The organism is Haloferax volcanii DS2, assembly GCF_000025685.1.
In the GTDB taxonomy this organism is placed as follows: domain Archaea; phylum Halobacteriota; class Halobacteria; order Halobacteriales; family Haloferacaceae; genus Haloferax; species Haloferax volcanii.
This window is the reverse complement of sequence record NC_013967.1, coordinates 1,687,263-1,710,505: the sequence shown is the minus strand read 5'-3', so window position 1 is coordinate 1,710,505 and position 23,243 is coordinate 1,687,263. Positions and strand designations below refer to the sequence as shown.

Here is a 23,243-nt window from a genome sequence, read left to right as displayed (position 1 = left end):
CGCACCGCGCCCCCGCGCCGCGTATCGACCAGTAGACACATCACGCGGCTCGCCGTCGGCTCACGCATGGATCGGTCCGCCGCGTGGGACGCCACCCTCCGCATCGTCTTCGGCCTGTTTATCATCGGCGTCGGCAACGCCGTCGGCGGCTTTCTCGCCGGCACGACGGGTATCGCCGGCCTCGCACTCTATCTCCTCGTGGCCGTGCCGACGTTCGTCTACGGGATGTTCTACGTCGTCATCGGGGCCGGAATGGTCGTCGAGGCCGCGACCGAACGCGCGCTCGAAGCGGCGGAGCTAACGGTCGAAGTCAGCGACGGCGACGACGGCGGCGAGGGGCGCGACTCGGGCGGCGACAGAGGAGACGACACCGAGTCGCCCGCGCGCGACTGACCGCCGGACTCACTCCCAGCCGTCGGGCCAGATGCCCGCCGCCTTCATTCCCGTCTCGAAGTCGGCGTCGCGGAACGCCGCGGCGAGTTCGTCGTCGAGTCGGGGAATCTCCCCGTCGGCGGCGGTCGCGGCGAGTTCGCGGACGATAAGTGCGGTCAGCATCCCGTGTTCGCGGACGTTTCTGTCGTCGACCTTGTCGCGGGTGTCGGCGTGGGTGTGGCCCCAGCCGCGGCCGCGCTCGCCGCTTTCGCTCCTGAGTTGGAGCGCCGGGACGCCGGCGCGGACGAACGGCCACTGGTCGCTGAACGGGTGCGGTTCGGGTTCGATGTCGACCGGGTGGCGTGTCTCGTTGCCGACGCGGGTCGCCACCGCGGCGGTCGCCTCCGAGGTGTGGCTGTGGGCGACGAGGTCGCGGAACCGACCCGCGCCGTCGACGTTGACGACGGCGGCGACGCGGTCGAGGTCGAGGCGGTCCGCGAGATGTTCGGAGCCGGTTAGCCCCAGTTCCTCCGCGCCGACGCCGACGACGCGTACGCCGAGAGCGAGGTCCATCTCGGCGAGGAGTCGCGCCGCGGTGACGACGACCGCGATGCCACAGCCGTTATCGAGCGCGCCTTCAGCGATATCGTGGGCGTCGAAGTGGGCGCACAGGAGGAGTTCGCGGTCGGTGTCGGGGCCGACGCGACCCTCGACGTTCCGGCTCTCGCCGGGCGTCGTCTCGGCGCCGACCGCGAGGGTCGCTTCGCCGCCGCGGGCCGCGTAGTCGGTCAGCCACGACCCGGTTTCGGCGCTCACGCCGACCGCGGGGGCGGCGGCCTCCTCGTCGTAGCGGAGCGCCCCGGTCGGCGGGAGTTGGCCGGGGACGTGGTTGACGAAGACGAAGCCGACCGCGCCGGCGCCGATTGCGTAGTTGAACTTCTCCATCCGGTGGACGAACCGGCCGCCGGCGGGGGTGGTCGTGCTGGCGACGACGAGCGCGCCGTCCACGTCGGCGGCGTCGATTTCGCTCGGCGTGCCGTAGCCGACATCGACGAGGGGACCGGAGACGGTCGCCGGGGGAGCGTACGGAAGCGCGACGGCCTCGAAGCGCCGTTCGTCGGGTGCGGTGAGGTCGAGCGTCGTGTCGCCGCGGGTCCAGCGCGCCATCTCGAAGGGGTCGAACTCGACGCGCCGGACGCCCGCGTCGGTGAAGGCGTCGGCGACGAGCGTGCTCGCGCGTCGGTCGCCCGGCCCGCCGGCCATCCGGTCGCCGATGGCGGTCAAGTCGGTGAGGAACGCCCACGGGCGGTCGTCGACCCACGTCCGAGCGAACGCCTCGCGGACCGCGGGAGAGAGGTCGTCCATGGCAGTTCCACACGCCCGCCGGTCAAAGTGGTTTGCGCCGCCGGGGGCCGCGTCGACTCGGGCGACCTGCCGCGGTCGGGGTCGGTGTCGGATGCCGAAAATCGCCCACAACATCTAACTCAGTTGACGTGGTACGCACGACCGCCATGCCTACATGTCAGAACTGCAATTCTTTCGTCACGGAAGGTTACGTCAGGGTGTTCGCCCCGGAGGGCATGGACGCCCCCCGCGTCTGTCCGCACTGTGAGGACTTAGTCCGGGACGGTTCGCAGGTCCGAGAAGCGAGAGCGACCCGACACTAACCGCGACGCGGCCGCCCTCCTCGTCCCCGCTTCGCCGGTCGATTGATAAGGCTTACCAGCCGCGCGCGTCACAGTACCCGACATGAGTTCGGTTCCCGAGCGGAGCGACATCGACGAGGAGTACAAGTGGGACCTCGACAGCATCTACGCCTCCGACGAGGAGTGGGAGGCGGCGTACGAGGACGTCGCAGAGCGCGTTCCCGAACTGGCGAGCTACGAGGGCCGCGCCACCGAGGACCCCGAGACGCTCCTCGAACTCTTCGAGACGATGGAGTCGGTGCTCCGCGAGGTGTCGATGGTCGTCTCCTACGCGAACCTCCGCAGCAGCCAAGACACCCGGAACCAGGAGTACCAGGCGCAGGCCGGTCGCGCCGAGGCGCTGGCGTCGAAGGCCCGTAGCGCGGTCAGCTACCTCGACCCCGAACTGCAGGAACTCGGCCGCGACGGCGTCGCCGAGTTCGTCGAAAAGGAGCCCGAACTCGACGCCTACGAGCACTACTTCGACGACGTGCTCCGGACGAAAGAACACACCCGCTCCGCGGAGGTCGAAGAGGTTCTCGCCGACCTCTCGGAGGTGACCGGCGCGTCCAGCGACATCTACTCCATGCTGGCCAACGCCGACCTCGAGTTCCCGACCGTCGAAAAGCCCGACGGGACGTCGGTCGAAATCACGCAGGGCAACTTCACGAAGCTCCAGAAGCACCCCGACCGCGAGTTCCGCCGGACCGTCCACGAGGAGTTCTACGACCGCTGGGCCGACGTTCGCAACGCCGTCGGCACCTCGCTGAAAAACAGCGTCAAGAAGGACGTGAAGACCGCGCGCATCCGCGATTACGAGACCGCCCGCGAGGCCGCCCTCGACGGCCCCAACGTCCCGGTCGAGGTGTACGACAACCTGCTCGACACCGTCCGCGACAACCTCGGGCACCTCCACCGCCACGCCGAGTTGAAGCGCGAGGCCATCGGCGCGGACGAACTCCGGATGTGGGACCTGTACGTGTCGCTCACCGGCGACCACGGCCCCGAGATTCCGTACGAGCAGGCGAAAGAGTACATCGTCGAAGCCGTCGAACCGCTCGGCGAGGCCTATCAGGAGCGGATGGCCGAGGGCCTCGACGACCGCTGGGTCGACGTGTACGAGAACCGCGGCAAGCGCTCCGGGGCGTACTCCGCGGGCACCTACGACACCCAGCCGTTCATCATGATGAACTACCAGGACGACTCGGCGTCGATGTTCACGCTCGCCCACGAACTGGGCCACTCGATGCACTCCGAACTCGCCAACGACGCCCAGCCGTGGCACGACGCGAGCTACGAGATTTTCACCGCCGAGGTCGCCTCCACGGTCAACGAGACGCTCCTGACCGAGTACCTCTTGGAGAACGTCGACGACGACGAACTCCGGATGCACGTCCTCGACGAGTACCTCGAACGGTTCCGCTCGACGCTGTTCCGCCAGACGATGTTCGCGGATTTCGAACTCCAGATTCACGAGATAATCGAGAACGACGGCGCGCTCACGCCCGACCGCTTCGACGAGCTGTACGGCGACCTGAAGGAGACGTACTACGAGCCCGCGGCGACCGACGACCGCATCGCCCGCGAGTGGGAGCGGATTCCGCACTTCTACTACGACTACTACGTCTACCAGTACGCGACGGGCATCTCCGCGGCGGCGGCCATCGTCGAGCGCATCCGCGAGGAAGGCGAGTCTGCCGCGGCGGACTACCGCGAGGCGCTCGCGCTCGGCGGCAGCGAGTACCCCCTCGACGTGCTCCGAACCGCCGGCGTCGATATGACCGAACCCGAACCCATCGAGGACGCGATGTCGGTCTACGCCGAATTCCTCGACGAGGCCGCGATGCTCCTCGACCTCGAATAACCGAAAAATCGCAGGCCGGGGTCAGCCGACCTGTCGTTGCATATCCCGCCTGCAATCGACGGTGATTGCGTGGGAAGTGTCGGATTCACTCCCGCCCTAAGCGGCGGGGTTCTCTCCTTATAGAAAGATACTCTCACAAGTGCCAGTTTGACGAGAGCGACAGCCACGGAGTGGAAGTAGCCAACGCAATGTGCAACACGGCTTGATGAAGCTATCACTCGGAGACGTAGGAATCAGAAAGCCGTGTCACTCCGCACGTACTTCGTCGCAGAAACGGGCTGGGAGGGACTTGAACCGGGCCCAGACGTGCTCGCTTCGCTGTGCGCGACTGGTCGGGTTCAATCTCTCGAAGCCGTTTCACTCCTCACGGTTGTTCGGAGTAGAAACGGGCTGGGAGGGACTTGAACCCCCGACCGTCTGGTTAAAAGCCAGACGCTCTGCCTAACTGAGCTACCAGCCCTCGAATTTTCTTTAAGTGGGGATACTGATAAGCGTTTATTTTCGCTGCCCCCTCCTGCTTTGTACCCCGTTCACGTCCCCCATAATATCAGTACCTCACAAAGCGTCCTCGGCTAGCTGTTTCTGAAGCCTGAGTTCTGTGGCGGAGCGGTTGGACTGGCGGTTTCGACGAGAGAATCATGGACGGATCGGCGGAGAGCCGTCGCTGTCGGCGGCGGCTGCCGCCGACGCGACAGCGTCGCCACTCCCACCGTTGGCTAGCCCGGTCGGGAGTTACCGGTGGAACCGGTCGTCCGGTGGCCGGTTCGCGGGGACGGCCCGACGCGTCGCGAGGGCCGTCCACGCTGCCCGTCGGATCATGTTGATGAACTCCTTGAATGGCCACTGCCAGAGGCGACGCCCGCCTCGGCGGGGCGTCGCCACGTACTCCCAGTGCAGATACCGCCACACGTTCTGTAACAGCAAGCTCACCACGACGTACAGCAGCCGTACAACCGGATTTTGTGTCGAGGTCGTCGCGATACTTTGTTCAGAGAGTCGGTAGCTCGCCTCGATACCGAAGCGTTTCGCGTAGTGGTATCGAGCGTCTCGTGGTGAGTCGATGAACGGCGCGTCAGCGGCGTAGCCGTGACGCGCCACCCCATGTTCGTCGTACCGTCCGTTCTGGTAGGTACAGTCGATGTAGACGGGAAACTCGACGGTCCAGCTGTGACCGTCGAGTTTCGCTGTCAGACTGTGCTGAATCACGCGACTCCACCCTTCCGAGAGTTCTCGCTTGATCGCCCGTCCCCAGCGGACGATCGGCATGACGTAGGCGTGGTTGTGCGCCTGAAGCAGCGTCAAACACTTGCTGTCGTAGAATTCGCGGTCAAGATAGACGGCCTTGACACCGAGGTCAAGGCCGTCGAGAATACCGAGGAACTCTGCGAGGACACTGCTGGCGGTGTCGCCGTCTTCGAGACGGCGCACCGCCAGCGTGTAGCGTTTGTTCTTCACGCGTGCGTACAGCGTCGCGTACGCGTGGAACGCGGTGGTTCCACGCTTCGCTTGTGAGTGATACAGGCCGTCCGTGTCGTCTTCGTCACCATAGTAGGGCCGCAGGTGGAGGTCTGCGCAGACCTCCACCTGCTGGGGAAGGACGTCGAGAACGTCTTTCTGGAGGAGCGTGTTGCCAACCTGTTCGAGCGTTTCTAGATCGAATTTAGTGCGGAGATGGTAGAGAACGGAGTTTTCGTGGGGTGCATCTTCGCTTCTCTCACAGAGCGTTGAGACCGAGGTCCCGTCGGCGCAGGCGCCGACGAGGACCTCGTAGATGTCTTCAGCATCGAGTTCAGCGTTTTCAGCGAGTGAGAGAGCAACTTCCTCGTCAAGAGAGTTGACGAGGAAGTTAAGGAGCTGGTCCTCGTGGATTTCATCGTCTGCTTGCTGTGGTTGCTTGGACACATCTTCAGCAAGCAGACGTCTCAACTAACAGGCTTTGTGATGTACTGAGTATGGATCGTATTCTTGAATTCATAAGTTTTCAGATGAGTCTATTGAGAGCATTATCTTCAGGTATCATATTAGCTGTTCTCGACACGAATCTCAAGGCCGACCAAGATGAACAGATTCAGCGTATTATTCTTGGGATGGGATTTCAAGAAGAGCATATTCTAGACCTGTACGATAAGTAGGATTTGAATATTGGATCAGAAATCGTTTCTCGAGGCTGATTTTAGTTGACCAACCCTTGCAACAGCTCAGTCTCGTGTAGCGGCTGGATCGGTCCGTCTTCCGGCACCGGACGAACGACGTAGACGCCTTTGCCCAACCGCTGAACGTGCATGTTCTGGTCCTCGCGCTCATCCTCATCAGCAGCGATGACGCCGTCGAGGACGAGATCGTCACGGTCGAGTGCAACAAGCGGGGTGCCGTCGTGGTTCCGGAGCTTTCGAAATACCATTGCTGACACCTCACCGGCCACCCAATCCTACTTAGTTCTATCTCCTAAGTCACCAACCACGAATACAGGCCGTGGTCGGTGTCAAACGTAAAATTACTAGACCGCGCACACTTCGAGCAACGGCCACCACCACACACCCCCTTGGCGGCGTATAATTACTTACTATATGGTTCAGTTTGGCGGGGTTCCGGTGGTGGTCGGTTCCCGGTGACGACTCGATTTCGGATGTTGGTGTGCTCGAGGAGCTGCGAGATCGACGTGGGTCAAAGGTCACTCTGAAAGACGCGACTGGTTCTGGAAACAGCTATCGCTCAGTCTTCTACTGCCGTCAAAACAGGTGAGGAAATTCGTTCGGGAGTTACTCGTGAAGCGCGTCGAGCAGCTCGAAGTCCTCTTCGATGAACCGAGCAATCCGCTCTTCGTGGTCGTCGGATTCCTCGTCGGGGTGAGAGAGACTCATTGATTGAATAAATCAACGAAGTAGATCGGCTTGAGTCTTTCCGTGGTTCACGGCTCGAGTTTATCGTGATCGAGATCTCCTGTTACCAGCCAGATAGCGAGTTCTTCGGTGTCGAAACGGCGAATTCGCTTCATCACCTGTACCGCAGTCTCTCCTGTGTCTGCTGGCTTCTCCCCGTGGCGGTCCAGGTAGTCGCGCATCGTCAGCCATGCAGTCCGCTTGTTTCCGTCTTCGAAGTAGTGCTCCGTTGCGATTTCGCGCAGAAGTGCAGCGGCGCGGGGGTACACCGGTTCGGACTCCGAGACCCTTCTGAGTAGTCGTTTGAATTTCAACCTCGGGGCAGCGACGCGCGTCCCACGATACTTGAGATCCCAATGCTCTTCCACAAGCTCGTGAGTCGCTAAGATCTCTTTGGCGGTGGGGAGTTCGTCGCTCACTACTCCGAGTCCACAGCAATTGAACATAAATGGGGCGCTACGCGTCGCCCGAATAGGCACGACATTTTGAGACCCCTTTCGCGTGCATCAGGTGGAGATGCGGAGGCGGAGGGTTATTTTTCCCCAGTTGTGACGTTAGTCACACTCCCTAAGGGGGCTTTCCCATCCAGCGGGAGAGCACCCGCTCGATCTCCTCGAGCACGGCCGCTCACGGAGAATTGAAACTCCACCCGAAAACAGGGTTCAGCCTAAAATCGGAGCGTAGTATATAAAAGAAGGAACTGGCCGAGAGTGTTGCCACTCAGACGGCCACCGGCTACAGGTGCTTCCGAGCGACCGTGTTCTGCACGGGACCGTACGCCCGGTCATAGGTCACAATCGCGTTGAGGAACCGCCGCGAGTCGAGTCCGGCGTCACACCACGCGCTGTATCCCTCCTCGAGCACGTCGGGAAGGTACTCGCCGGTCGCCGTGGAGTTCTTCGACTGAGTGAGCACCGTCCGGATACGAATCCGCACGCGGTCGTCACGGTCGTCCATTCCGGCGACAACCTCCGCGCCGTAGCGGTTCAGCCAGTTCTGCAGGGCACGACCAGACCGCTCTAGGTCGCGCGGGTCGACGTTCAGTACGTTCTCGATCCGACCGGCGACCGAGTCTACCACGTCGTCGGCGATACTCACCAGCTCGCGCACTTCCTGCGCGATCTTCGAGGAGACCCACTTCACGACTCCGCCGTCGTTCTCGAGAAGCCCAGAGAGCCGCTGCAGAACGCGGTAGATCGTCGTGGAGGACCAGCCGGTACCGTCCTCGAGTTCACCGACTCTCGTTCCGCCGTCGGTGAGTGCCAAGTGCTTGAGCACGTCGCGATCCGTGTCTGAGAGACGCGAGAGCGTGCGCATGATGACTGACTCCTGGGACGCTTCGATCTGCGGCGTCGGATCGTCCCACAGCGCGATGGTCCGACCGGACGCGACCGCGCTGAAGTGGTCGTCAGCGACGAACCACATGCCGGGTCGAGTCGGGATGTCCGCCCACGACAGGACGTTCAGCAATTTCTCTTCCAGGTCGCCGACCAGATCGTGCCGGTCGTCCCACGCGACCGCCTGATCGCGGTTCAGGTTCTTCTTGTACAGCGCGCCGAGTTTCGGGTGGTACAGCGGGTCACCGTCCGAACTTTCTCGGACGTACTGCGGGTGGTAGTGCTTCAGCTGTAGTCCTCGAGGACGGTGCTGGCTGTTCGGGAAGAGATCAGCAATAGCCGACCGATCGAGCCGGAGCTGGTGGTTGTAGCCGACTACGTCCTCGTTGTTCGAATCGTAGACGACGTGCGAGCCCTCGATGTCGGCCGAGAGCATGAACAACCGCATGAAGACGCCGTCGCGCCTGACCAACTTCTTCGCTTGATCGCGGTCGATCCGCAGGTACCGCTCGTGCTGGGTTATCGTCGAGAACTTGTGTGGGTCTTCGGCGAAATACTTGCGCGACCAGTCGAAGCCGACTTTCTCGCACACGCGGCGCATCACCCACTTGAAGACGTGAGGTATCTCGTCTAACTCCAGATTCACGACGTTCTGCAGTTTCACGTTCGTGGCAGGCCCAAGCGTCGCAGGAACGCTATCAGGACGGTTCTCGTCGGACCACGCGAGTCGCGGCTGCACACAGACTGGAAGCTTCCGCTCTCCCTCACCGTACGCGTTGATGTCGTACTCGAGAAGCGAGTTCACCGTATCTGCCTCACGCGGAGACAGACCCGACTGGTGGAAGCCCATCGAGACCCCCCACGTCTCGGTTCCGTCCTCCTCGAGGCGGGGAACTTCTATCTCGATCTTCGAGATACCGCCGTCGATGTGGTTGTACAGCTGGCGAACCGCCCAGTACGGCGACGAACCGTATTCGTCGTAGAGGAGATCACCGCGCGTCTCGTGGGGCGCGCTCGCGACGGAACTCACCGCCGGTCCTCCTCCGCGAGATCGCGGCCGCAGTACTCACAGCGGAAGATGCAGTCGCTGTCGCGGCTGCAGGACGGACAGCGAACCGTCATTGCCACCGCTCCGGGTTACCGCCGTGCCGACCGGGAGCACCGTCCCACGGGTCCGGAATCGGAACGTCGAGACCGCCCGCGGAACCGCGCTGTAGGCGAACCAGCGTATCGCACTCGTGACAGCGGTGCGCGCGGTCCTCGCGGTCACCGTAGACGCGGCGGAAGTCGCGGGTGACGTGTGACCCGCAGTTGAGACAGCTGCTCTTTCGGCTCTCCGAGTCGAGCAGCATCATGCCGACCACCCCGTTGGCCCGGCCCGACCGCAAGACAGCGGCGACCCGCGTTCCGTTTCGTGGTGGACTCTTTTTCGGCCCCTGCTCGCGAGTATATATACCCGCGATGAGACCTGCCGGTAGAAGACGTGAGTCGGACGTTTTCTACATATAGAAAACGCCAAAAATTTGGACGGACCCGACGGGATTTGAACCCGCGACATTGTATGAAATAAACTCAAAAACAAGGTCTGTGGGCGTGCTATTGCACGTATCGCTGTTTCAGTCTGGCTTCCCAAACAGAACCATGCCAGACCAACACGACTTGGAACCTATCGACCCATCAACAGCGGTCGAGATGTACCTACAAGAACGAGAAACAGAGGTATCGAAGGCGACGCTGAAGGCCCACGGATACCGCTTGGATTACTTCCAACGGTGGTGTGATGAACAAGACATAGAGAATCTGAATGTCCTGAGTGGACGGAGGATGCATCAGTATCGCCTTTGGAGACGTGAGGTAGGAAATCTATCTAACGTGAGTCTGAAGACTCAGATGGATACGATACGGGTGTTTATTCGCTTCTGTGAGAGGATTGACGCCGTGAGGAACAATCTGTGTGAGTCTGTTGTCTCTCCGTCTCTCTCGCCTAACGAAGACCACAAGAAAACTATACTCACGAATGAGGAAGCCACAAAGATTCTGAATCGCCTAGAACGCTTCCAGTACGCTTCTTTCCAGCATACGCTTCTACTCCTACTCTGGCGGACTGGAATCCGTCTCGGAGCGGCACGCGGGCTTGACTTACAGGACTACGATGAACCACAAGCCCGAATCAGACTGCACCACAGGCCGGAGCAAGACACACCACTCAAGAATGGTTCTGAGGGGGAGAGACTAGTTGCACTCCGACCGGATACGTGTGAAGTGCTTACGGACTGGATAGAGAATGTGCGTCCCGATATGAGTGATGACTACGGCCGTGAGCCATTATTCACTACATCTCAGGGGCGTGTGTCTCGGACGGCTATACGGGAGAACGTGTACCGTCTCACAAGACCGTGTGAATACACGGGAGAGTGCCCACACGGCCGTGAGGTTGCGACGTGTGAGGCTCTGGATGATCACCGAAAGAGTGCCAGTAAGTGCCCGTCCTCAGTCTCTCCGCACGACGTGAGGCGAGGGAGTATCACGCACTTCCTCTCTCGTGATGTTCCTGAGAAAGTTGTTAGCGACCGTATGAACGTTGGTCAGCAAGTTCTCTCAAAGCACTACGATCAGAGAACCGAGGAACAGAAGGTAGAACAACGGAGAGGCTACCTAAACAATATCTGAATAGGACGGTATCCACAGCAACCTTTAGCCTATTTTTGAACTAGGTCTTACACACCCCACAAATTCACGATATCTTGAGCAATCGTCCGGGTACGGTCTTCTATCGTCTCAAAGCCCCAGGAAGGATAATTGTCTGGAATTCTCTGAGTCATGGTAATATCTGACTGCTCGTACTCAGCGCACTTCTCAGCATACGAGCCATTCCTTACTCTCGAATTCTGCCGGTCTGCAAGTAGCGTAAGGTTTCCAAGTCTGGATTTGTAGTGATCAAAGCGTTCCTCATTATGATTGAAGACCGCTGCCCATGTGCTATATCTCTCCGATGAAAGAGAGCTAAGCGGTGCGATATGCTCAAGATCGACTTGGTCAAGGTCAATTCTGGTCTCACGAGAGCCAGCGTTATAGTAATCCTCTTCCAGAGCACGGAGCAGGAAACGGGTGAAGCGGCTGTTCGGAAGCTCTCGGCCTTTCAATATCTCTTTTAACTGCTTGTCGCTGACGGTACGTTCTTTTATTAGATCTTCTGCTTCATCCTCCCACTTGGACTGCTTACTATCGATGAGCTTAGTTACAAGTTGGTACATGCTGTCTCGATGGTAAGCTGGCGCAGCATCCTGCAAGTTCAGACGGACATTCAGCTTGTTCGCTAATCGCAGTAAATTCTCCATCTCGTCCGCTGTATCAATGTTCTCGACAAGATACAAGAGAACAACCGGAGCATGAGAATTCTTGCTCTGGAAGAACCTCATTTGGTCGTTAATCAAACTCCTCTTGTTACGCTGATATTTACGAACGGTTCCTTCGTGGATATCTATGTACCTGTCTGTGTAGTCCTCAAGCTTTGAGATGAATCGACGTATCTCTGTTGCCCCCTCATGCTTGTCCAAAGCAGCCGCGAATGTCCGGTAGAAGTCTTTGGTGGTCACTCTACTCCGAACGTCGTATTCTTCGTCGACAATCAAGTAGTGCGTAAACGCTCTTCGGGGGGCTGCGCTGCTCACCTGGTCGTTTTCTTCTAACCGGGTGGAAATGTTTTCCCAACGGCGTCTAACGGACTCCTCGTTCAGTCCAACCAGACTCGCCTCTTCTAGGAGTTTTGTTTTAGCGAGGTTAAGCGGAGATAACGCAAGCCCACGGTCGTTTTGTGTTTGAAACACTTGGTACGCCGCAGTCATACTACCACACGAAGTCCGAACTAAATCAACATTGTTGACGACGTTCTTGAGAAGGTCTATTTGTTCATCGGTATCCAGATCAGATAGCTTCTGCTTGAAGAAATCGTATGCTTCACGGATTCGGTGATCCTCTTCAATCAGCTCTGGGCTTCCATCGTAGAGATGTTGGTATGCTTCTTCGTCTCCATCAAGGAGGTGGAGAGTTCGTATTTCGTCTCCGTTCTTATCATGTGTCGTGAGTATGCTCTCTACGTTTTTGTTATCGTGGAGATCTGCAGCATCTCGAATTGCGCAGACTCAGTACATCACAAAGCTGGTTAGTTGAGACGTCCGCTTGCTGAAGGTGTGTCTAATACCAAGCAAGCAGACGGTTCAATCCACGAGGACCAGCTCCTTAACTTCCTCGTCAACTCCCTTGACGAGGAAGTTGCACTCACTCTCGGTGAAAACGCTGAAATCGGTGCTGAAGACATCTACGAGGTCCTCGTCGGCGCCTGCGCCGACGGGACCTCGGTCTCTACACTCTGCAAGAGAAGCGAAGATGCACCTCACGAAAACTCGGTTCTCTACCATCTCCGCACCAAGTTCGACCTCGAGACGCTCGAACAAATCGGGAACACGCTCCTCCAGAAGGACGTTCTCGACGTCCTGCGGGGAGGTCTGCGCAGACCTCCACCTGCGGCCCTACTATGGTGACGAAGACGACACGGACGGTCTCTATCACTCCCAAGCAAACGTGGAACCACCGCGTTCCACGCGTACGCGACACTGTACGCACGCGTGAAGAACAAACGCTACACGCTGGCGGTGCGCCGTCTCGAAGACGGCGACACCGCCAGCAGTGTCCTCGCAGAGTTCCTCGGTATTCTCGACGGCCTTGACCTCGGTGTCAAGGCCGTCTATCTTGACCGCGAATTCTACGACAGCAAGTGTTTGACGCTGCTTCAGGCGCACAACCACGCGTACGTCATGCCGATCGTCCGCTGGGGACGAACGATCAAGCGAGAACTCTCAGAAGGGTGGAGTCGCGTGATTCAGCACAGTCTGACAGCGAAACTCGACGGTCACAGCTGGACCGTCGAGTTTCCCGTCTACATCGACTGTACCTACCAGAACGGACGGTACGACGAACATGGCGTGGCGCGTCACGGCTACGCCGCTGACGCGCCGTTCATCAACTCACCACGAGACGCTCGATACCACTACGCGAAACGCTTCGGTATCGAGGCGAGCTACCGACTCTCCGAGCAAACGATTGCGACGACTACGACACAGAATCCGGTCGTACGGCTGTTGTACGTCGTGGTGAGTTTGCTGTTACAGAACGTGTGGCGGTATCTGCACTGGGAGTACGTGGCGACGCCCCGCCGAGGCGGGCGTCGCCTCTGGGAGTGGTCGTACAAGGAATTCACCAACTTGATTCGACGGGCAGCGTGGACGGCCCTCGCGGTGCGTCGGGCCGTCCCCGCGAACCGGCCACCAGACGACCGGTTTAGCCGGTAACTCTTGACCGGGCTAGCCAGCGGTGTGAGTGGCGACGCTGTCGCGTCAGCGGCTGACCGCCGCCGACAGCGACAGCTCTCCACCGATTCGTCCATGATTCTCCCGTCGAGACCGTCAATGCAACCGCTCCGACACAGAACTCAGGCTTCAGAAACAGCTAGCCGAGGATGCTTTGTGAGGTACTGAGACTAGTATAGAAAATGTAGTCAGTCGTTGTTGGCCATCTACAATCTTGTATGTGTCTACGTCTTCGTCGGACTTCCTCTCATCTTCTACAAGAATAACCTGTCCGACAAAGTGAGAAGGCTTTGCCTCAGTACCTATCGTTTCAATATCATCCCATAATTCGGAACGTTGCTTCTGTTTCCACTTATACTCCCTTTGGAAGATCGGAACACGGAAGATACGGGTTCGTTCACCCAGTAGATCAATAAGCCTCAATTCCTCGGCTTCAAGATCCATATCGCTATTTCCCATACCGTTTGACAATGGAATAGGGTCTTAAAAACTTGTAGATGGGTTGAAATCAGGTATGGACTTCCCGTCTGGATCGGATGCAGTTACGGTCCTTCTCGCACAGTCTGGGCGTAAAGGCTACCCTTTTTAAGTGCTAAGTGGTGGGCATGAAGGTCGGTTGTTATTGCCGTGTTTCTACTCCTGAGCAGAATCTTGACCGGCAGATTGAGTCCACTACTACTTACTCTCAGAGTGAACTCGATGTGGCCCTCTCAGAGCTTCAGGTGTACCGAGACAAGGCAACAGGTACAAACACCTCCCGAGAGGGTTACAAGCGCCTCATGGGCGACGTAGAGGCGGGAGAGGTGGATACGGTGGTTGTCCATGAGATTAGCCGTCTCGCTCGGTCACTCCAAGATTTGGATCGTACCGTCTCTCGCGTCATGGAGTCGGGAGCGACGATACATTTCGTCAGGGATGGTCTCTCATTCGGGGATGGCGACGAACAACCCATGCACAGACTACAGATGCAGATGCTCGGAGCGTTCGCGGAGTGGGAGGCGCGAGTGAAACGGATGAACACGCGAGAGGGCATAGCGGCCCGTCAGGCGAATCCCGAGTATCATCATGGACCTGCTCCATGCGTTCTAGTTTAGTAGCGATCAAAGCCGAACTCACCTCGTTCAACCTGCTCACGTAACCGATCTCTGTGTGGATTTGGATTTCGTGACGCCCACAGCAACAGCTCGTCCAAATCCGGCAGTTCGTAGCCCAACTCGATCATGAGATACAACTGGATTAGATGACCGTGGCGTTCCACGGCGAGCGAACAGCGACGCCGAGGGAGCCGCGACGCCGACGAGTCGGCGTCTGCGGCGGCTTCGCCCTCTCGCTGTCTTGCCTCGAGCGACCGTAACTCATCCACGATTACACGACTCATCATCAACGAAATTGCGGCCATGATGATCAGCGCCTCGATGATGTAGCCGTCGGTCGTCTTGATCTCGTCCAAGCCGAACCGCGACTTCAGCTCCTTGAACAGCAGTTCGACCTCCCAGCGCGCCCGATAGAGCTGCGCGATATCGGGCGCGCTGTAGTCCTCTCTCGCCAGATTCGTCAGATACAGATGGTACTCGTCGGTCTCCTCGTTGCGCAGGCCGACCAGTCGGAACGTCCGGGTCGCGCTGGCGCCCGACCCTCGTTTGCGCTCGAATGAAAGCGTGATGCGGACGTCGATTTCCTGTCGCTGCAGGTCCTCAAGGACGGCCTGCAGCGACTCTCCTTCCAGCGGAATGCTGTTGCCTCGCCACGTTCGCAGTTCTTCGACGATCTCGAAGTTCGCGTTGTCCTTCACCCGGGAGACGAACCACCCGCCGTTCTGGTCGATTCGGTCGAACAACCAGAAGTCGTAGAAGCCTAAATCGAGCAAGATGAGGGCGTCAGCTACCCACTCACCGGTGGGTAGCTGACTCCGTTCATGAGTCGTCCCATCGGTTGTCCGGAATCGTGTCGGGAGCCCAGTCGAGAGAGATTCGGTGAGGTGAAGTTTCAGTTCGGCTTGATGGTCGCCGGTTGCTGTGTAGATATCAGCGGCGTCCTGGTACAGCGAAACGATGGTTGCGTCAGCAATGAGGACGTCTCGAAAGCGTTCGAGACGGCCGTTCAAATCTTCTCGTCCGGTATCGAGATTCTCGATTGCGTCATCGAGAATCTCTCGAAGGAGTGCAACGAATCCTGGTTCGAACCAGTCGTGGAACGATGCGTAGGAGAGTTCGTCACAGTCAGCCATCTCGACGTAGCGTTCGAGAAATGCTTGGAGAGAGCGGTCTGAGCCAGCAGCGAAGCCAAACGAGAGTGTGTAGAACAGCGCAACGATGTCGAATTTCCGCTCTCGTTGGACGAGATTCGTTGCGCGAGCGCGCTCGCGCAACTCATCAGAGGGAAACGCTCTTTGAATCCGGTCAACTATGACCGAATCCGGTGGGCTGTAGGTCATACTTCCCACCGGGTTTCTCAATCAGGTAGTTGCGACGATATCAAATCAACAGACAGCAACTGGATTCTTCGTTAAACTAGAACGGATGGGACCTGCTCCAATCGGATTCGAGAAAGACGATGGAAGACTCATAGAGAGCGCACAATACGACCGTGTGGTTGCTGTTCTCGATAGCGTACGGAAAGAGGAACTGAGTAAGCGTACAGCGGCTCAGGAACTGTGCTGTTCTCGCCGTACAATCAGTCGTGCCTTGGAACGTGGAGAGTTATACGGTATCTGAAACCAGATCCGTATGAGTATATAGATTCTCTCGCTACGGGACTTGTATATAACGCTTTCTTGAATTTTGGTGTGTTTTGCTCGTCATGCGCGAGATAGAAAACCGACAGACAGAGGCGTTATAATGCACCACAGTAATATTTGTATGGTATAGAAAATATCCCCTCTCCCTCTCCCTCCGTTACCGCGTATCGGTGGGTTGGGTATGTCCGTGTTCCTTGTCGTTTCCATCCGGGTTGTCCCATGTTCATGTAGTCCCTTCACTCCCTCCCTCCCCGTGGTCCGTCTTCCTACCCTGGTGGGTGAGGTTTTCGGTTATTCCGGGTCGGTCGGTCGCTCGGTCAAATGAACGTAGGGTATCTCCGTGTGGGTTCCGACAGAGGTGTCCGGCGCGGAGCGAACCGCGATACCGGACCTCGTGATTTGAGGTACTTAAAGTCACGGTTACTCAAACTTTGTGTACGGTCGAGTACGCACCGTATACAAGCAAACTTGTATATAGTACAAGCACAATTGTTTATTTACTATGTCTCAATGCTTTGGCTCCATATCGGTCGGAACGAAGACGGATGATGCTATGTGTGAGTTCCTAAATCGTGAGTCAGAACGACTTGGGGTATCTAATTCTGAACTCATTAGACGAATTCTCGAACACTACCGAGATGGGCGGTCTGGGAACCTTCGGTGTCCACATTGTGAGGGTTTGCTTGAGGTGGTGGTATAGCCATGCCCTTTGAGAAAGCACCAAGTAAGCTGGCGTCACCTAATTCTGGACTCACGTCACCGGGGTTCAGACTCGGGGTTATCTCGATAGCTATCCTTCTGATCTCGGTCTACGTTCAGACGATGCCGAGAAGTGAGGTGGGCGTTGTATGAACCCACTCCAAGAGAACGTGACTGAACGAGTTGTTCGGACCCACAGCTTTGAGCATCACATTCGGTGGGACTACGTTCTGATTGTACTCGCGGTTTTGCTAGTCACATATTCATTCAGACACTCCTTGCTCTCCCGAGATGGCGGGAGCGGGCGGCGGGACCCGGACCCAGAGGGAGAGGTGGGACCCACGGAGTGGTAGCGGAGTGGGGGCAAACACCCTCGGACGGAAGCCCGCCTTATGGAGTGGCCGTGACGCAGAGATAATCCGGTGATTCAGATGTAGTGATCCATCTCTGACTTTGGTTCTGTTTATCTTGAGAAATCTACTTGTAGAGTACCGTGTTCGAATCTAGCGGAAGCCACGACGGCGGTAAGGCGCGTCACGCAGAGTGTTCAAATCTCAGTTGACGGAGTGGTTGGTTCCGGACCAAGGACGCCTCTGTACGGTCAATGCGGAGCGTCTAAGGGTAGAACGGACCCGACGGGATTTGAACCCGCGGCATCTTGGTCCGGAACCAAGCACTCTGTCCACTGAGCTACGGGCCCTCAGCGGAGGGAGCTACACGTCACCGACGTAAAACCGTTGTGGAACCCGCGCCGGCGGCCGATTACGTTCCGACCGCGTCGGCGTCGACGACGCTGTGTTTCCACGTCCCGCGGGTGAACCACGCCGTGGCCGCAATCGCGCCGAGAATCTGTCCGACGGCCATTCCGAGCCAGATACCGGTCTCGGCGAAGCCGAACTGGAACGAAAGCAGGTAGACGATGGGGACGCGGCCCAACCAGAGCGCGAAAAGCGAGAAGCCGAGGGCGGTTTTCGTGTTCCCCGCGCCGCGGTACGCGCCGAGGATGACCTGGAGGACGCCAATAAAGCCGAACTCGACCGCGCGGATGCGGATGTACTCGACGCCGAGGTCGATGGTTTGGGCGGCCGAGGCCGTCCCGGTCTGGAGGAAGAACGCGACGATGGGTTCGGCGAAGATGTAGGCGAGGACGCCGGTGACGAGCATGACGCTCGCGCCGACCTTGGCGGCGAGCCGGACGGCGCTCTCGGCGCGCTCCGGTTTTTGTGCGCCGAGATTCTGGCCGACGATGGTGTTGGTCGCTCGCCCGAGGCCGAGCGCCGGGAGGAACACGAGCGACGTGAGGCGGTTGCCGAGGCCGAACGCGGCGACGACTTCGGGGTTGAACGTGACGACCATCGCGGTGAGTGTGATGAAGCCGAGGGCGGTGGCGGACTGCTCGATGGCGCTCGGGACGCCGATATCGACGATTTGCTTGATGTACTCGAACTGCGGGCGGAAGTCGGCGAGTTGCACGTCGGGGCCGGCGCTCGTCCCGAAGATGACGTAGATGCCGATGACGGTGGCGACGGCGCGCGAGAGGACCGTCGCGTACGCCGCGCCGGCGACTTTGAAGCCGTCGAAACCCGTGGCGGCGAAGAGGCTCGCCTGAAAGCCCTCTACTCCGAGCATCGAAAACAGCGGGTTGGCGTCGAAGCCGAAGATGAACACCGGGTCGATGACGATGTTGATGACGACGCTGATGAACATCACGACCATCGGGGCGCGGGTGTTGCCGTAGCCGCGCATGAGCGCGGAGAAGACGAAGAAGCCGAAGAGGAACGGCAGGCCGAGGAAGAACACCCGCATGTAGTCGCCGGCGAGGGGGATGACCTGCCCGGCGGTCGCCTCCGAGCTCGGGAGGACGCCGAGCATCGCGTCGGTGGCGAAAAAGCCGATGACGCCGACGACGACGGCGATGACGGTGATGAACGTGAGCGTCTGCCCGGCGACGGTCCCGGCGGAGCCCTCGCTTTTCGCGCCGGTGTACTGCGCGACGAGCGTGCTCCCGGCGACGGTGAAGCCGCCACCGACGGAGATGAGCAGGAAGATGAGCGGAAACGCGAGGCTGATGGCGGCGACGGCGTCGGTCGAGAGCCGGCCGAGCCAGACGGTGTCCGCGAGGTTGTACGCCACCTGGAGGAGTTCGGTGACGATAATCGGCCACGCCAGTTCGAACATCGGCCGTTTGAGGTCGCCTTCGGTGAGGGAACCTCCTTCGGGGAGGGACACTGAACAGGTGAGACACGCGGAGACCGTTTGAAAGCGTCGATAGGCGTCTTCGAACGCTGGAACGTCCCGGCACACCGAACGAGTGCAACTGGGCGAGTCGTGGCGGGGCGGTCGGCCGCACGAGCGGCGACCGCGGTTCACCGGGATGGGTGGCGTCGCGAGAAAAGGTGGGTGGCTGCGGTCGTCGCGTTACGGCGCTTCGCCGGTCTCGATGGCGAAGTCGGCTTTCGGGTAGGCGACGCAGGTGAGCGTGTAGCCGTTGTCCATCTCCTCGTCGGAGAGCGTCTCCTGGGTGTGGTGCGTGATGTACTCTTCGGCCGGGCCGTCGGTAATCTTCGCGGCACAGGAGACACAGGAACCCTGTCGGCACGCGTAGGGGAGGTCCATCCCGGCGTCTTCGCCCTGGTCGAGCACCGTCTCGTTGCTCGCCAGCTCGATGGTCTCGCCCTGCTTGACGAACTCGACTTCGAAGTACTCGACTTCGTCTTCGGGCATGTCGGCGGGACTCTGTTCTTCTTCCGCCTCCTCACCTTCGAGTTCGGCGCCCTCTTCGCCGGCTCCGACCGCGGCGACCCCGCCGCCCCCCCCGATAGAACGGTTCATCGGCTCGGGGAAGTCGGTCTCTGCGACGGTCGCCGCGCGGCGTTCGAGGACCTCCTGTGTGATGTCGGCGGTCGGCTCCCAGCCGGTGCCCTTCGAGTAGTGCAGGGCGACGGCGAGGAGTACCAGGACCAATCCGGCCCCGACACCCACCATACTGATGACTGCCATACCGGCGGATATGGAGGGAGGGGTTAAGGAAATTGTGATTGTGGCGGCACCCGCGGGCGGTCGATTTCGCCGCCGAGACGAGGGTTTCACCGGGGTTCCCACAATATCGGGGGCGAGAACGGCGTCCGTCTCGGGCGCGCCGAGAGCGTCGCCGGGCACGGCCGGTAGTTCGCGGCCGCGTCAGTCGTCTTTCCGCGCGACCTCGTGCCGGCCGAAGCCGTACCGGAGCCGGTTGGCGAGGCGGCGGGAGAAGCGGTCGTCGGCGCGGGAGCCGAACCGCTCGGCGAGCGACTGGTAGATGAGCGGGACCGGGACCTCCTGTTCGAGCGCCTCTTGGACCGTCCACGTGCCGGTCGAGCCGCCCGCGACGTGGTCGTCCACGTCACCGAGGTCGCTGCCCTCCTCGCGGAACGCCTCCTCGCAGAGTTCGAGGAGCCACGAGCGGATGACCGCGCCGTTGTTCCACGTCTTGGCGACCGATTCGAGGTCGAGGTCGTAGCGACCCTCGGCGAGCAGTTCGAAGCCCTCGCCGTACGCCTGCATCAGCGCGTACTCGACGCCGTTGTGGACCATCTTCACGTAGTGGCCGGAGCCGGAGTCGCCCATGTGGCCGTGGCCGTCGGGGCCGGTCGCCACGGCGTCGAAGACGGGGGTCAGCTCGTCGTAGGCCCACTGCGGGCCGCCGACCATGAGCGAAAAGCCGAGTTCGGCACCGGCGGGGCCGCCGGAGGTCCCGCAGTCGAGGTAGGCCGCCGAGCACGCCTCGGCGCGCCGCACGGACTCCTCGAAGTGGGAGTTGCCGCCGTCGACGACCACGTCGTCCCCGTCGAGGTGCGGGTCGAGGTCGTCGAGGGTCGCGTCCACCGCGTCGCCCGCGGGGACCATGAGCCAGATTCGCTTGTCGTCGCCGAGCCGGTCGACGAGGTCGGCGACGCTGTCCGCGGGTTCGGCACCCGCGTCGGCGGCCGCCGCGACGGCTTCCGCCGAGAGGTCGAAGGCCACGACCTCGTGCCCGGCATCGAGCACTCGGTCGACTACGATGCGCCCCATCCGGCCGAGGCCGATGACGCCTAGTTGCATGCGTCGGCATCGTCCGCGGGGGGTGGTAGTGGTTGTGGTTTGGCGCGTGCGCGGTCGTCGTCGCGTCGACTCGCGTCGCCTGCCCGCCTTCGGGTGACTGTGACCGAAGGCGGGCGACCTCGCGCCCGCAGCCGCCGACGTTTTTACCGCCGCGCGCGAGGGTCGCGTATGGACGAACGCATCCACGAGCACGCCGCGGTGCTCGTCGACTGGAGCGCGCGAATCGAGACCGGCGACGACGTGGTCGTCTCCGTCGGCGAGGAGGCCCACGACCTCGCGGTCGCCGTCGCCGACGCCCTCGGCGAGCGCGGCGCGAACGTCGTCACGACGTACGCCTCCGAGGAGGTCCAGCGGGCGTACCTCCGCGCGCACGACGGCGACTTCGAACTTCCCGAACACGAACTCGCCCTCTACGAGGCCGCCGACTCGGTGCTCTTTCTCGGCGGCACCCGCAACACGGCGGCGACCGCCGACGTACCGACCGAGACGCAGCAGGCCTACGGCCGCGCCACGAGCGAGGTCAAAGAGGCGCGCATGGACACCGACTGGGTCTCGACGGTCCATCCGACCCGCGCGGCGGCCCAGCAGGCGGGCATGTCGTTCGAGGCGTACGCCGACTTCGTTTACGACGCGATTCTCCGCGACTGGTCGGAACTCGCCGAGGAGATGGCGAACATGAAAGACGTGCTCGACGCCGGGTCGGAGGTCCGCATCGTCAAGGCCGACACCGACCTCACGATGTCCATCGAGGGGCGGACCGCCGTCAACTCCGCGGCGTCGGTCGCCTACGACTCCCACAACCTCCCGTCGGGCGAAGTGTTCACCGCACCCGTCGAAGACGCCGTCGAGGGCGAGGTGTTCTTCGACGTGCCGATGACGCTTGAGGGTCAGCGCGTCGAGAACGTCCACCTGACGTTCGAGGGCGGCGAGGTCGTGGACTTCTCCGCGGGCGCGGGCGAGGACGCGCTGGCCGGCATCCTCGACACCGACGAGGGCGCGCGCCGACTCGGGGAACTCGGCATCGGCATGAACCGCGGCATCGACCGCTTCACCGACAGCATCCTCTTCGACGAGAAGATGGGCGACACCGTCCATCTCGCGGTCGGTCGAGCCTACGGCGCGTGTCTCCCGGAGGGCGAAGACGGCAACCAGTCCGCGGTCCACACGGACATGATAACCGACATGAGCGAGGACTCGCGCATCGAGGTCGACGGCGAGGTCGTCCAGCGGAACGGTACGTTCCGGTGGGAAGACGGGTTTTAACCCGCCGCAGCGCCGTCTCTGTCTTCTCGGTGCGGCGAGCACGAACCACCGCGAACGTCGTGTCTGTGCCTCCTCGTGGACTCCGCCGCTTGCGACTCAGTCCCGACCCGTGCCGGCGTTGCGAAGCGTCCCGCCGCACTCCGGGCAGACTCGTTCGTGAACGGCCTCTTCGGACTTGTAGCCGCAGGTGGGACATTCGTGGCGTCGCTGTTTTACGAGCGTTGTCGGCCGGGGTTCGACGAGCGTCGTCGGCTCCGCCTCGACCAACGCCTCTGTCCGGCGCTCGACCAACTCCGCCGGGCGTCGTTCGACGAGGTCCGTCGGCTCGGGGCCGACCAGCGCCCTCGATTTGGCTTTGACGAGGGCCACGACCCCACGCGTGTCGATATCCTTGCTCATGTTACGGTGTACGACATGTTGAATGTTAACTCTTATCTAAATTCTCCGTTCTCCCTGAGGACGCCGAATTCGGCCGTTTCACCCCGATTCGGTGGGTGCGGTCCCGAGACGCGCTTTCGACGTACTTTTTATCCGCGACCGTTTTCATCCGCGCATGGCAGAATTCATGGTCGTCGTCGCCGACCCCGACTCCGGTGCGACCTACCAAGTCGACGTCGAAGGACAGGACGCAAACCGATTCCTCGGCCGCGACCTCGGTGACGAGGTCGACGGCGCGGCCGTCGGTCTCGACGGCTTCACGCTCGAACTGACGGGCGGTTCGGACAAGGCCGGCCGACCGATGCACCCCGACGTACCCGGCGGCGCGCTCAAGGAAATCCTCGCCGAAGACGGCATCGGCTACAAGCCGTCCCGCGACGGCGAGCGCAAGCGCGTCACCGTCCGCGGCCGCGAGGTCTCCGACGAGACCGTCCAGATCAACGCGAAGGTCGTCGCCGGCGAGGGCGACGTCGCCGCCGCCTTCGGTGAGGGCGACGACGAAGAAGCCGACGAATAACGCCGT

The 23,243-nt window shown here is 60.6% G+C and carries 21 protein-coding genes, 2 tRNA genes and 1 pseudogene; 9 read left to right on the top strand and 15 right to left on the bottom strand.

Annotated elements, in window-relative coordinates:
- Nucleotides 1–66: 66 nt before the first annotated feature.
- Complete coding sequence (locus HVO_RS13580; protein WP_004041732.1) at nucleotides 67–393, top strand: hypothetical protein; 327 nt, start codon at nucleotides 67–69, stop codon at nucleotides 391–393.
- A 9-nt stretch (nucleotides 394–402) separates the two neighbouring features.
- Here HVO_RS13580 and HVO_RS13575 read toward each other — a convergent pair whose 3' ends face one another.
- Nucleotides 403–1,737 (bottom strand): M28 family metallopeptidase, encoded by a 1,335-nt coding sequence (locus HVO_RS13575; RefSeq protein ID WP_004041731.1) that lies wholly within the window; start codon nucleotides 1,735–1,737, stop codon nucleotides 403–405.
- A 146-nt stretch (nucleotides 1,738–1,883) separates the two neighbouring features.
- Here HVO_RS13575 and HVO_RS21645 point away from each other — a divergent pair, with 146 nt between their 5' ends.
- Both HVO_RS21645 and pepF read left to right on the top strand, forming a co-directional pair.
- On the top strand, nucleotides 1,884–2,039 hold the full coding sequence (locus HVO_RS21645; RefSeq protein ID WP_013035426.1) for a DUF7563 family protein: 156 nt from the start codon (nucleotides 1,884–1,886) through the stop codon (nucleotides 2,037–2,039).
- Nucleotides 2,040–2,121: 82 nt separating this feature from the next.
- The gene (gene pepF / locus HVO_RS13570) at nucleotides 2,122–3,921 is read left to right on the top strand and encodes an oligoendopeptidase F (RefSeq protein ID WP_004041730.1); all 1,800 of its coding nucleotides are present in this window, start codon (nucleotides 2,122–2,124) and stop codon (nucleotides 3,919–3,921) included.
- A gap of 386 nt (nucleotides 3,922–4,307) precedes the next feature.
- On the opposite strand, the gene HVO_RS13565 is transcribed toward pepF, so the two are convergent.
- The 6 genes from HVO_RS13565 to HVO_RS13535 form a co-directional block, all read right to left on the bottom strand.
- Nucleotides 4,308–4,381 (bottom strand) — tRNA-Lys (locus tag HVO_RS13565).
- Nucleotides 4,382–4,653: 272 nt separating this feature from the next.
- Nucleotides 4,654–5,823 (bottom strand): ISH3 family transposase, encoded by a 1,170-nt coding sequence (locus HVO_RS13560; RefSeq protein ID WP_013035295.1) that lies wholly within the window; start codon nucleotides 5,821–5,823, stop codon nucleotides 4,654–4,656.
- A gap of 271 nt (nucleotides 5,824–6,094) precedes the next feature.
- Nucleotides 6,095–6,322, bottom strand: coding sequence for a hypothetical protein (locus tag HVO_RS13550; protein WP_004041729.1), 228 nt, complete (start codon nucleotides 6,320–6,322; stop codon nucleotides 6,095–6,097).
- Nucleotides 6,323–6,829: 507 nt separating this feature from the next.
- The gene (locus HVO_RS13545) at nucleotides 6,830–7,219 is read right to left on the bottom strand and encodes a Fic family protein (protein WP_004041728.1); all 390 of its coding nucleotides are present in this window, start codon (nucleotides 7,217–7,219) and stop codon (nucleotides 6,830–6,832) included.
- A 316-nt stretch (nucleotides 7,220–7,535) separates the two neighbouring features.
- Nucleotides 7,536–9,167, bottom strand: a complete 1,632-nt coding sequence (locus tag HVO_RS13540) for a DUF7845 domain-containing protein (protein WP_004041727.1) — start codon at nucleotides 9,165–9,167, stop codon at nucleotides 7,536–7,538.
- Between the two features lie 88 nt (nucleotides 9,168–9,255).
- A complete protein-coding gene (locus tag HVO_RS13535; protein WP_008610516.1) occupies nucleotides 9,256–9,492 on the bottom strand; it encodes a DUF7563 family protein in 237 nt (78 codons plus the stop codon).
- A 286-nt stretch (nucleotides 9,493–9,778) separates the two neighbouring features.
- Here HVO_RS13535 and HVO_RS20205 point away from each other — a divergent pair, with 286 nt between their 5' ends.
- Entirely contained in the window at nucleotides 9,779–10,807 is a 1,029-nt protein-coding gene (locus HVO_RS20205) for a tyrosine-type recombinase/integrase (protein ID WP_004041725.1), read from the top strand.
- Between the two features lie 47 nt (nucleotides 10,808–10,854).
- Here HVO_RS20205 and HVO_RS13530 read toward each other — a convergent pair whose 3' ends face one another.
- A complete protein-coding gene (locus HVO_RS13530; RefSeq protein ID WP_049914773.1) occupies nucleotides 10,855–11,982 on the bottom strand; it encodes an HNH endonuclease family protein in 1,128 nt (375 codons plus the stop codon).
- A gap of 345 nt (nucleotides 11,983–12,327) precedes the next feature.
- Between HVO_RS13530 and HVO_RS20195 the strand changes: the two are divergent.
- Nucleotides 12,328–13,485 (top strand): annotated as a pseudogene (locus HVO_RS20195) (ISH3-like element ISHvo20 family transposase).
- 147 nt (nucleotides 13,486–13,632) lie between these two features.
- On the opposite strand, the gene HVO_RS20190 reads toward HVO_RS20195, so the two are convergent.
- Nucleotides 13,633–13,962, bottom strand: a complete 330-nt coding sequence (locus HVO_RS20190; RefSeq protein WP_081442889.1) for a DUF262 domain-containing protein — start codon at nucleotides 13,960–13,962, stop codon at nucleotides 13,633–13,635.
- Nucleotides 13,963–14,108: 146 nt separating this feature from the next.
- On the opposite strand from HVO_RS20190, the gene HVO_RS21565 reads away from it, so the two are divergent.
- Complete coding sequence (locus HVO_RS21565) at nucleotides 14,109–14,597, top strand: recombinase family protein (RefSeq protein WP_049914834.1); 489 nt, start codon at nucleotides 14,109–14,111, stop codon at nucleotides 14,595–14,597.
- Here the strand turns inward: HVO_RS21565 and HVO_RS13510 are convergent.
- The gene (locus HVO_RS13510) at nucleotides 14,594–15,946 is read right to left on the bottom strand and encodes an IS4-like element ISHvo11 family transposase (RefSeq protein WP_013035249.1); all 1,353 of its coding nucleotides are present in this window, start codon (nucleotides 15,944–15,946) and stop codon (nucleotides 14,594–14,596) included. The genes HVO_RS21565 and HVO_RS13510 overlap by 4 nt on opposite strands.
- Nucleotides 15,947–16,742: 796 nt before the next feature.
- Here HVO_RS13510 and HVO_RS21560 point away from each other — a divergent pair.
- Nucleotides 16,743–16,940: a ribbon-helix-helix protein, CopG family gene (locus HVO_RS21560; RefSeq protein ID WP_394324813.1), complete on the top strand. Its 198-nt coding sequence runs from the start codon at nucleotides 16,743–16,745 to the stop codon at nucleotides 16,938–16,940.
- Between the two features lie 626 nt (nucleotides 16,941–17,566).
- Here the strand turns inward: HVO_RS21560 and HVO_RS13505 are convergent.
- From HVO_RS13505 to gnd, 4 genes are all read right to left on the bottom strand, one after another.
- A tRNA-Arg gene (locus HVO_RS13505) sits at nucleotides 17,567–17,639 on the bottom strand.
- A 62-nt stretch (nucleotides 17,640–17,701) separates the two neighbouring features.
- The gene (locus tag HVO_RS13500; protein ID WP_013035384.1) at nucleotides 17,702–19,168 is read right to left on the bottom strand and encodes an MATE family efflux transporter; all 1,467 of its coding nucleotides are present in this window, start codon (nucleotides 19,166–19,168) and stop codon (nucleotides 17,702–17,704) included.
- A gap of 189 nt (nucleotides 19,169–19,357) precedes the next feature.
- On the bottom strand, nucleotides 19,358–19,939 hold the full coding sequence (locus tag HVO_RS13495; RefSeq protein WP_013035390.1) for a 2Fe-2S iron-sulfur cluster-binding protein: 582 nt from the start codon (nucleotides 19,937–19,939) through the stop codon (nucleotides 19,358–19,360).
- A gap of 180 nt (nucleotides 19,940–20,119) precedes the next feature.
- Nucleotides 20,120–21,019 (bottom strand): phosphogluconate dehydrogenase (NAD(+)-dependent, decarboxylating), encoded by a 900-nt coding sequence (gnd, locus tag HVO_RS13490; RefSeq protein ID WP_004041720.1) that lies wholly within the window; start codon nucleotides 21,017–21,019, stop codon nucleotides 20,120–20,122.
- 168 nt (nucleotides 21,020–21,187) lie between these two features.
- Here gnd and HVO_RS13485 point away from each other — a divergent pair, with 168 nt between their 5' ends.
- A complete protein-coding gene (locus HVO_RS13485; protein ID WP_004041719.1) occupies nucleotides 21,188–22,282 on the top strand; it encodes an aminopeptidase in 1,095 nt (364 codons plus the stop codon).
- Between the two features lie 96 nt (nucleotides 22,283–22,378).
- On the opposite strand, the gene HVO_RS13480 is transcribed toward HVO_RS13485, so the two are convergent.
- Entirely contained in the window at nucleotides 22,379–22,681 is a 303-nt protein-coding gene (locus HVO_RS13480; RefSeq protein WP_004041718.1) for a rubrerythrin-like domain-containing protein, read from the bottom strand.
- A 154-nt stretch (nucleotides 22,682–22,835) separates the two neighbouring features.
- Here HVO_RS13480 and HVO_RS13475 point away from each other — a divergent pair, with 154 nt between their 5' ends.
- Complete coding sequence (locus HVO_RS13475; protein ID WP_004041717.1) at nucleotides 22,836–23,237, top strand: 30S ribosomal protein S6e; 402 nt, start codon at nucleotides 22,836–22,838, stop codon at nucleotides 23,235–23,237.
- The last annotated feature ends 6 nt before the right edge of the window (nucleotides 23,238–23,243 follow it).

What these genes read in the sequence shown, in the direction of transcription:
- gnd (WP_004041720.1), bottom strand. Translation starts at nt 21,019, where the DNA reads ATGCAACTAGGCGTCATCGGCCTCGGCCGGATGGGGCGCATCGTAGTC.
- HVO_RS13580 (WP_004041732.1), top strand. Translation starts at nt 67, where the DNA reads ATGGATCGGTCCGCCGCGTGGGACGCCACCCTCCGCATCGTCTTCGGC.
- HVO_RS13575 (WP_004041731.1), bottom strand. Translation starts at nt 1,737, where the DNA reads ATGGACGACCTCTCTCCCGCGGTCCGCGAGGCGTTCGCTCGGACGTGG.
- HVO_RS13485 (WP_004041719.1), top strand. Translation starts at nt 21,188, where the DNA reads ATGGACGAACGCATCCACGAGCACGCCGCGGTGCTCGTCGACTGGAGC.
- HVO_RS21645 (WP_013035426.1), top strand. Translation starts at nt 1,884, where the DNA reads ATGCCTACATGTCAGAACTGCAATTCTTTCGTCACGGAAGGTTACGTC.
- HVO_RS13475 (WP_004041717.1), top strand. Translation starts at nt 22,836, where the DNA reads ATGGCAGAATTCATGGTCGTCGTCGCCGACCCCGACTCCGGTGCGACC.
- HVO_RS20190 (WP_081442889.1), bottom strand. Translation starts at nt 13,962, where the DNA reads ATGGGAAATAGCGATATGGATCTTGAAGCCGAGGAATTGAGGCTTATT.
- HVO_RS20205 (WP_004041725.1), top strand. Translation starts at nt 9,779, where the DNA reads ATGCCAGACCAACACGACTTGGAACCTATCGACCCATCAACAGCGGTC.
- HVO_RS13495 (WP_013035390.1), bottom strand. Translation starts at nt 19,939, where the DNA reads ATGGCAGTCATCAGTATGGTGGGTGTCGGGGCCGGATTGGTCCTGGTA.
- pepF (WP_004041730.1), top strand. Translation starts at nt 2,122, where the DNA reads ATGAGTTCGGTTCCCGAGCGGAGCGACATCGACGAGGAGTACAAGTGG.
- HVO_RS13535 (WP_008610516.1), bottom strand. Translation starts at nt 9,492, where the DNA reads ATGATGCTGCTCGACTCGGAGAGCCGAAAGAGCAGCTGTCTCAACTGC.
- HVO_RS13480 (WP_004041718.1), bottom strand. Translation starts at nt 22,681, where the DNA reads ATGAGCAAGGATATCGACACGCGTGGGGTCGTGGCCCTCGTCAAAGCC.
- HVO_RS21560 (WP_394324813.1), top strand. Translation starts at nt 16,743, where the DNA reads ATGTCTCAATGCTTTGGCTCCATATCGGTCGGAACGAAGACGGATGAT.
- HVO_RS13550 (WP_004041729.1), bottom strand. Translation starts at nt 6,322, where the DNA reads ATGGTATTTCGAAAGCTCCGGAACCACGACGGCACCCCGCTTGTTGCA.
- HVO_RS21565 (WP_049914834.1), top strand. Translation starts at nt 14,109, where the DNA reads ATGAAGGTCGGTTGTTATTGCCGTGTTTCTACTCCTGAGCAGAATCTT.
- HVO_RS13530 (WP_049914773.1), bottom strand. Translation starts at nt 11,982, where the DNA reads ATGACTGCGGCGTACCAAGTGTTTCAAACACAAAACGACCGTGGGCTT.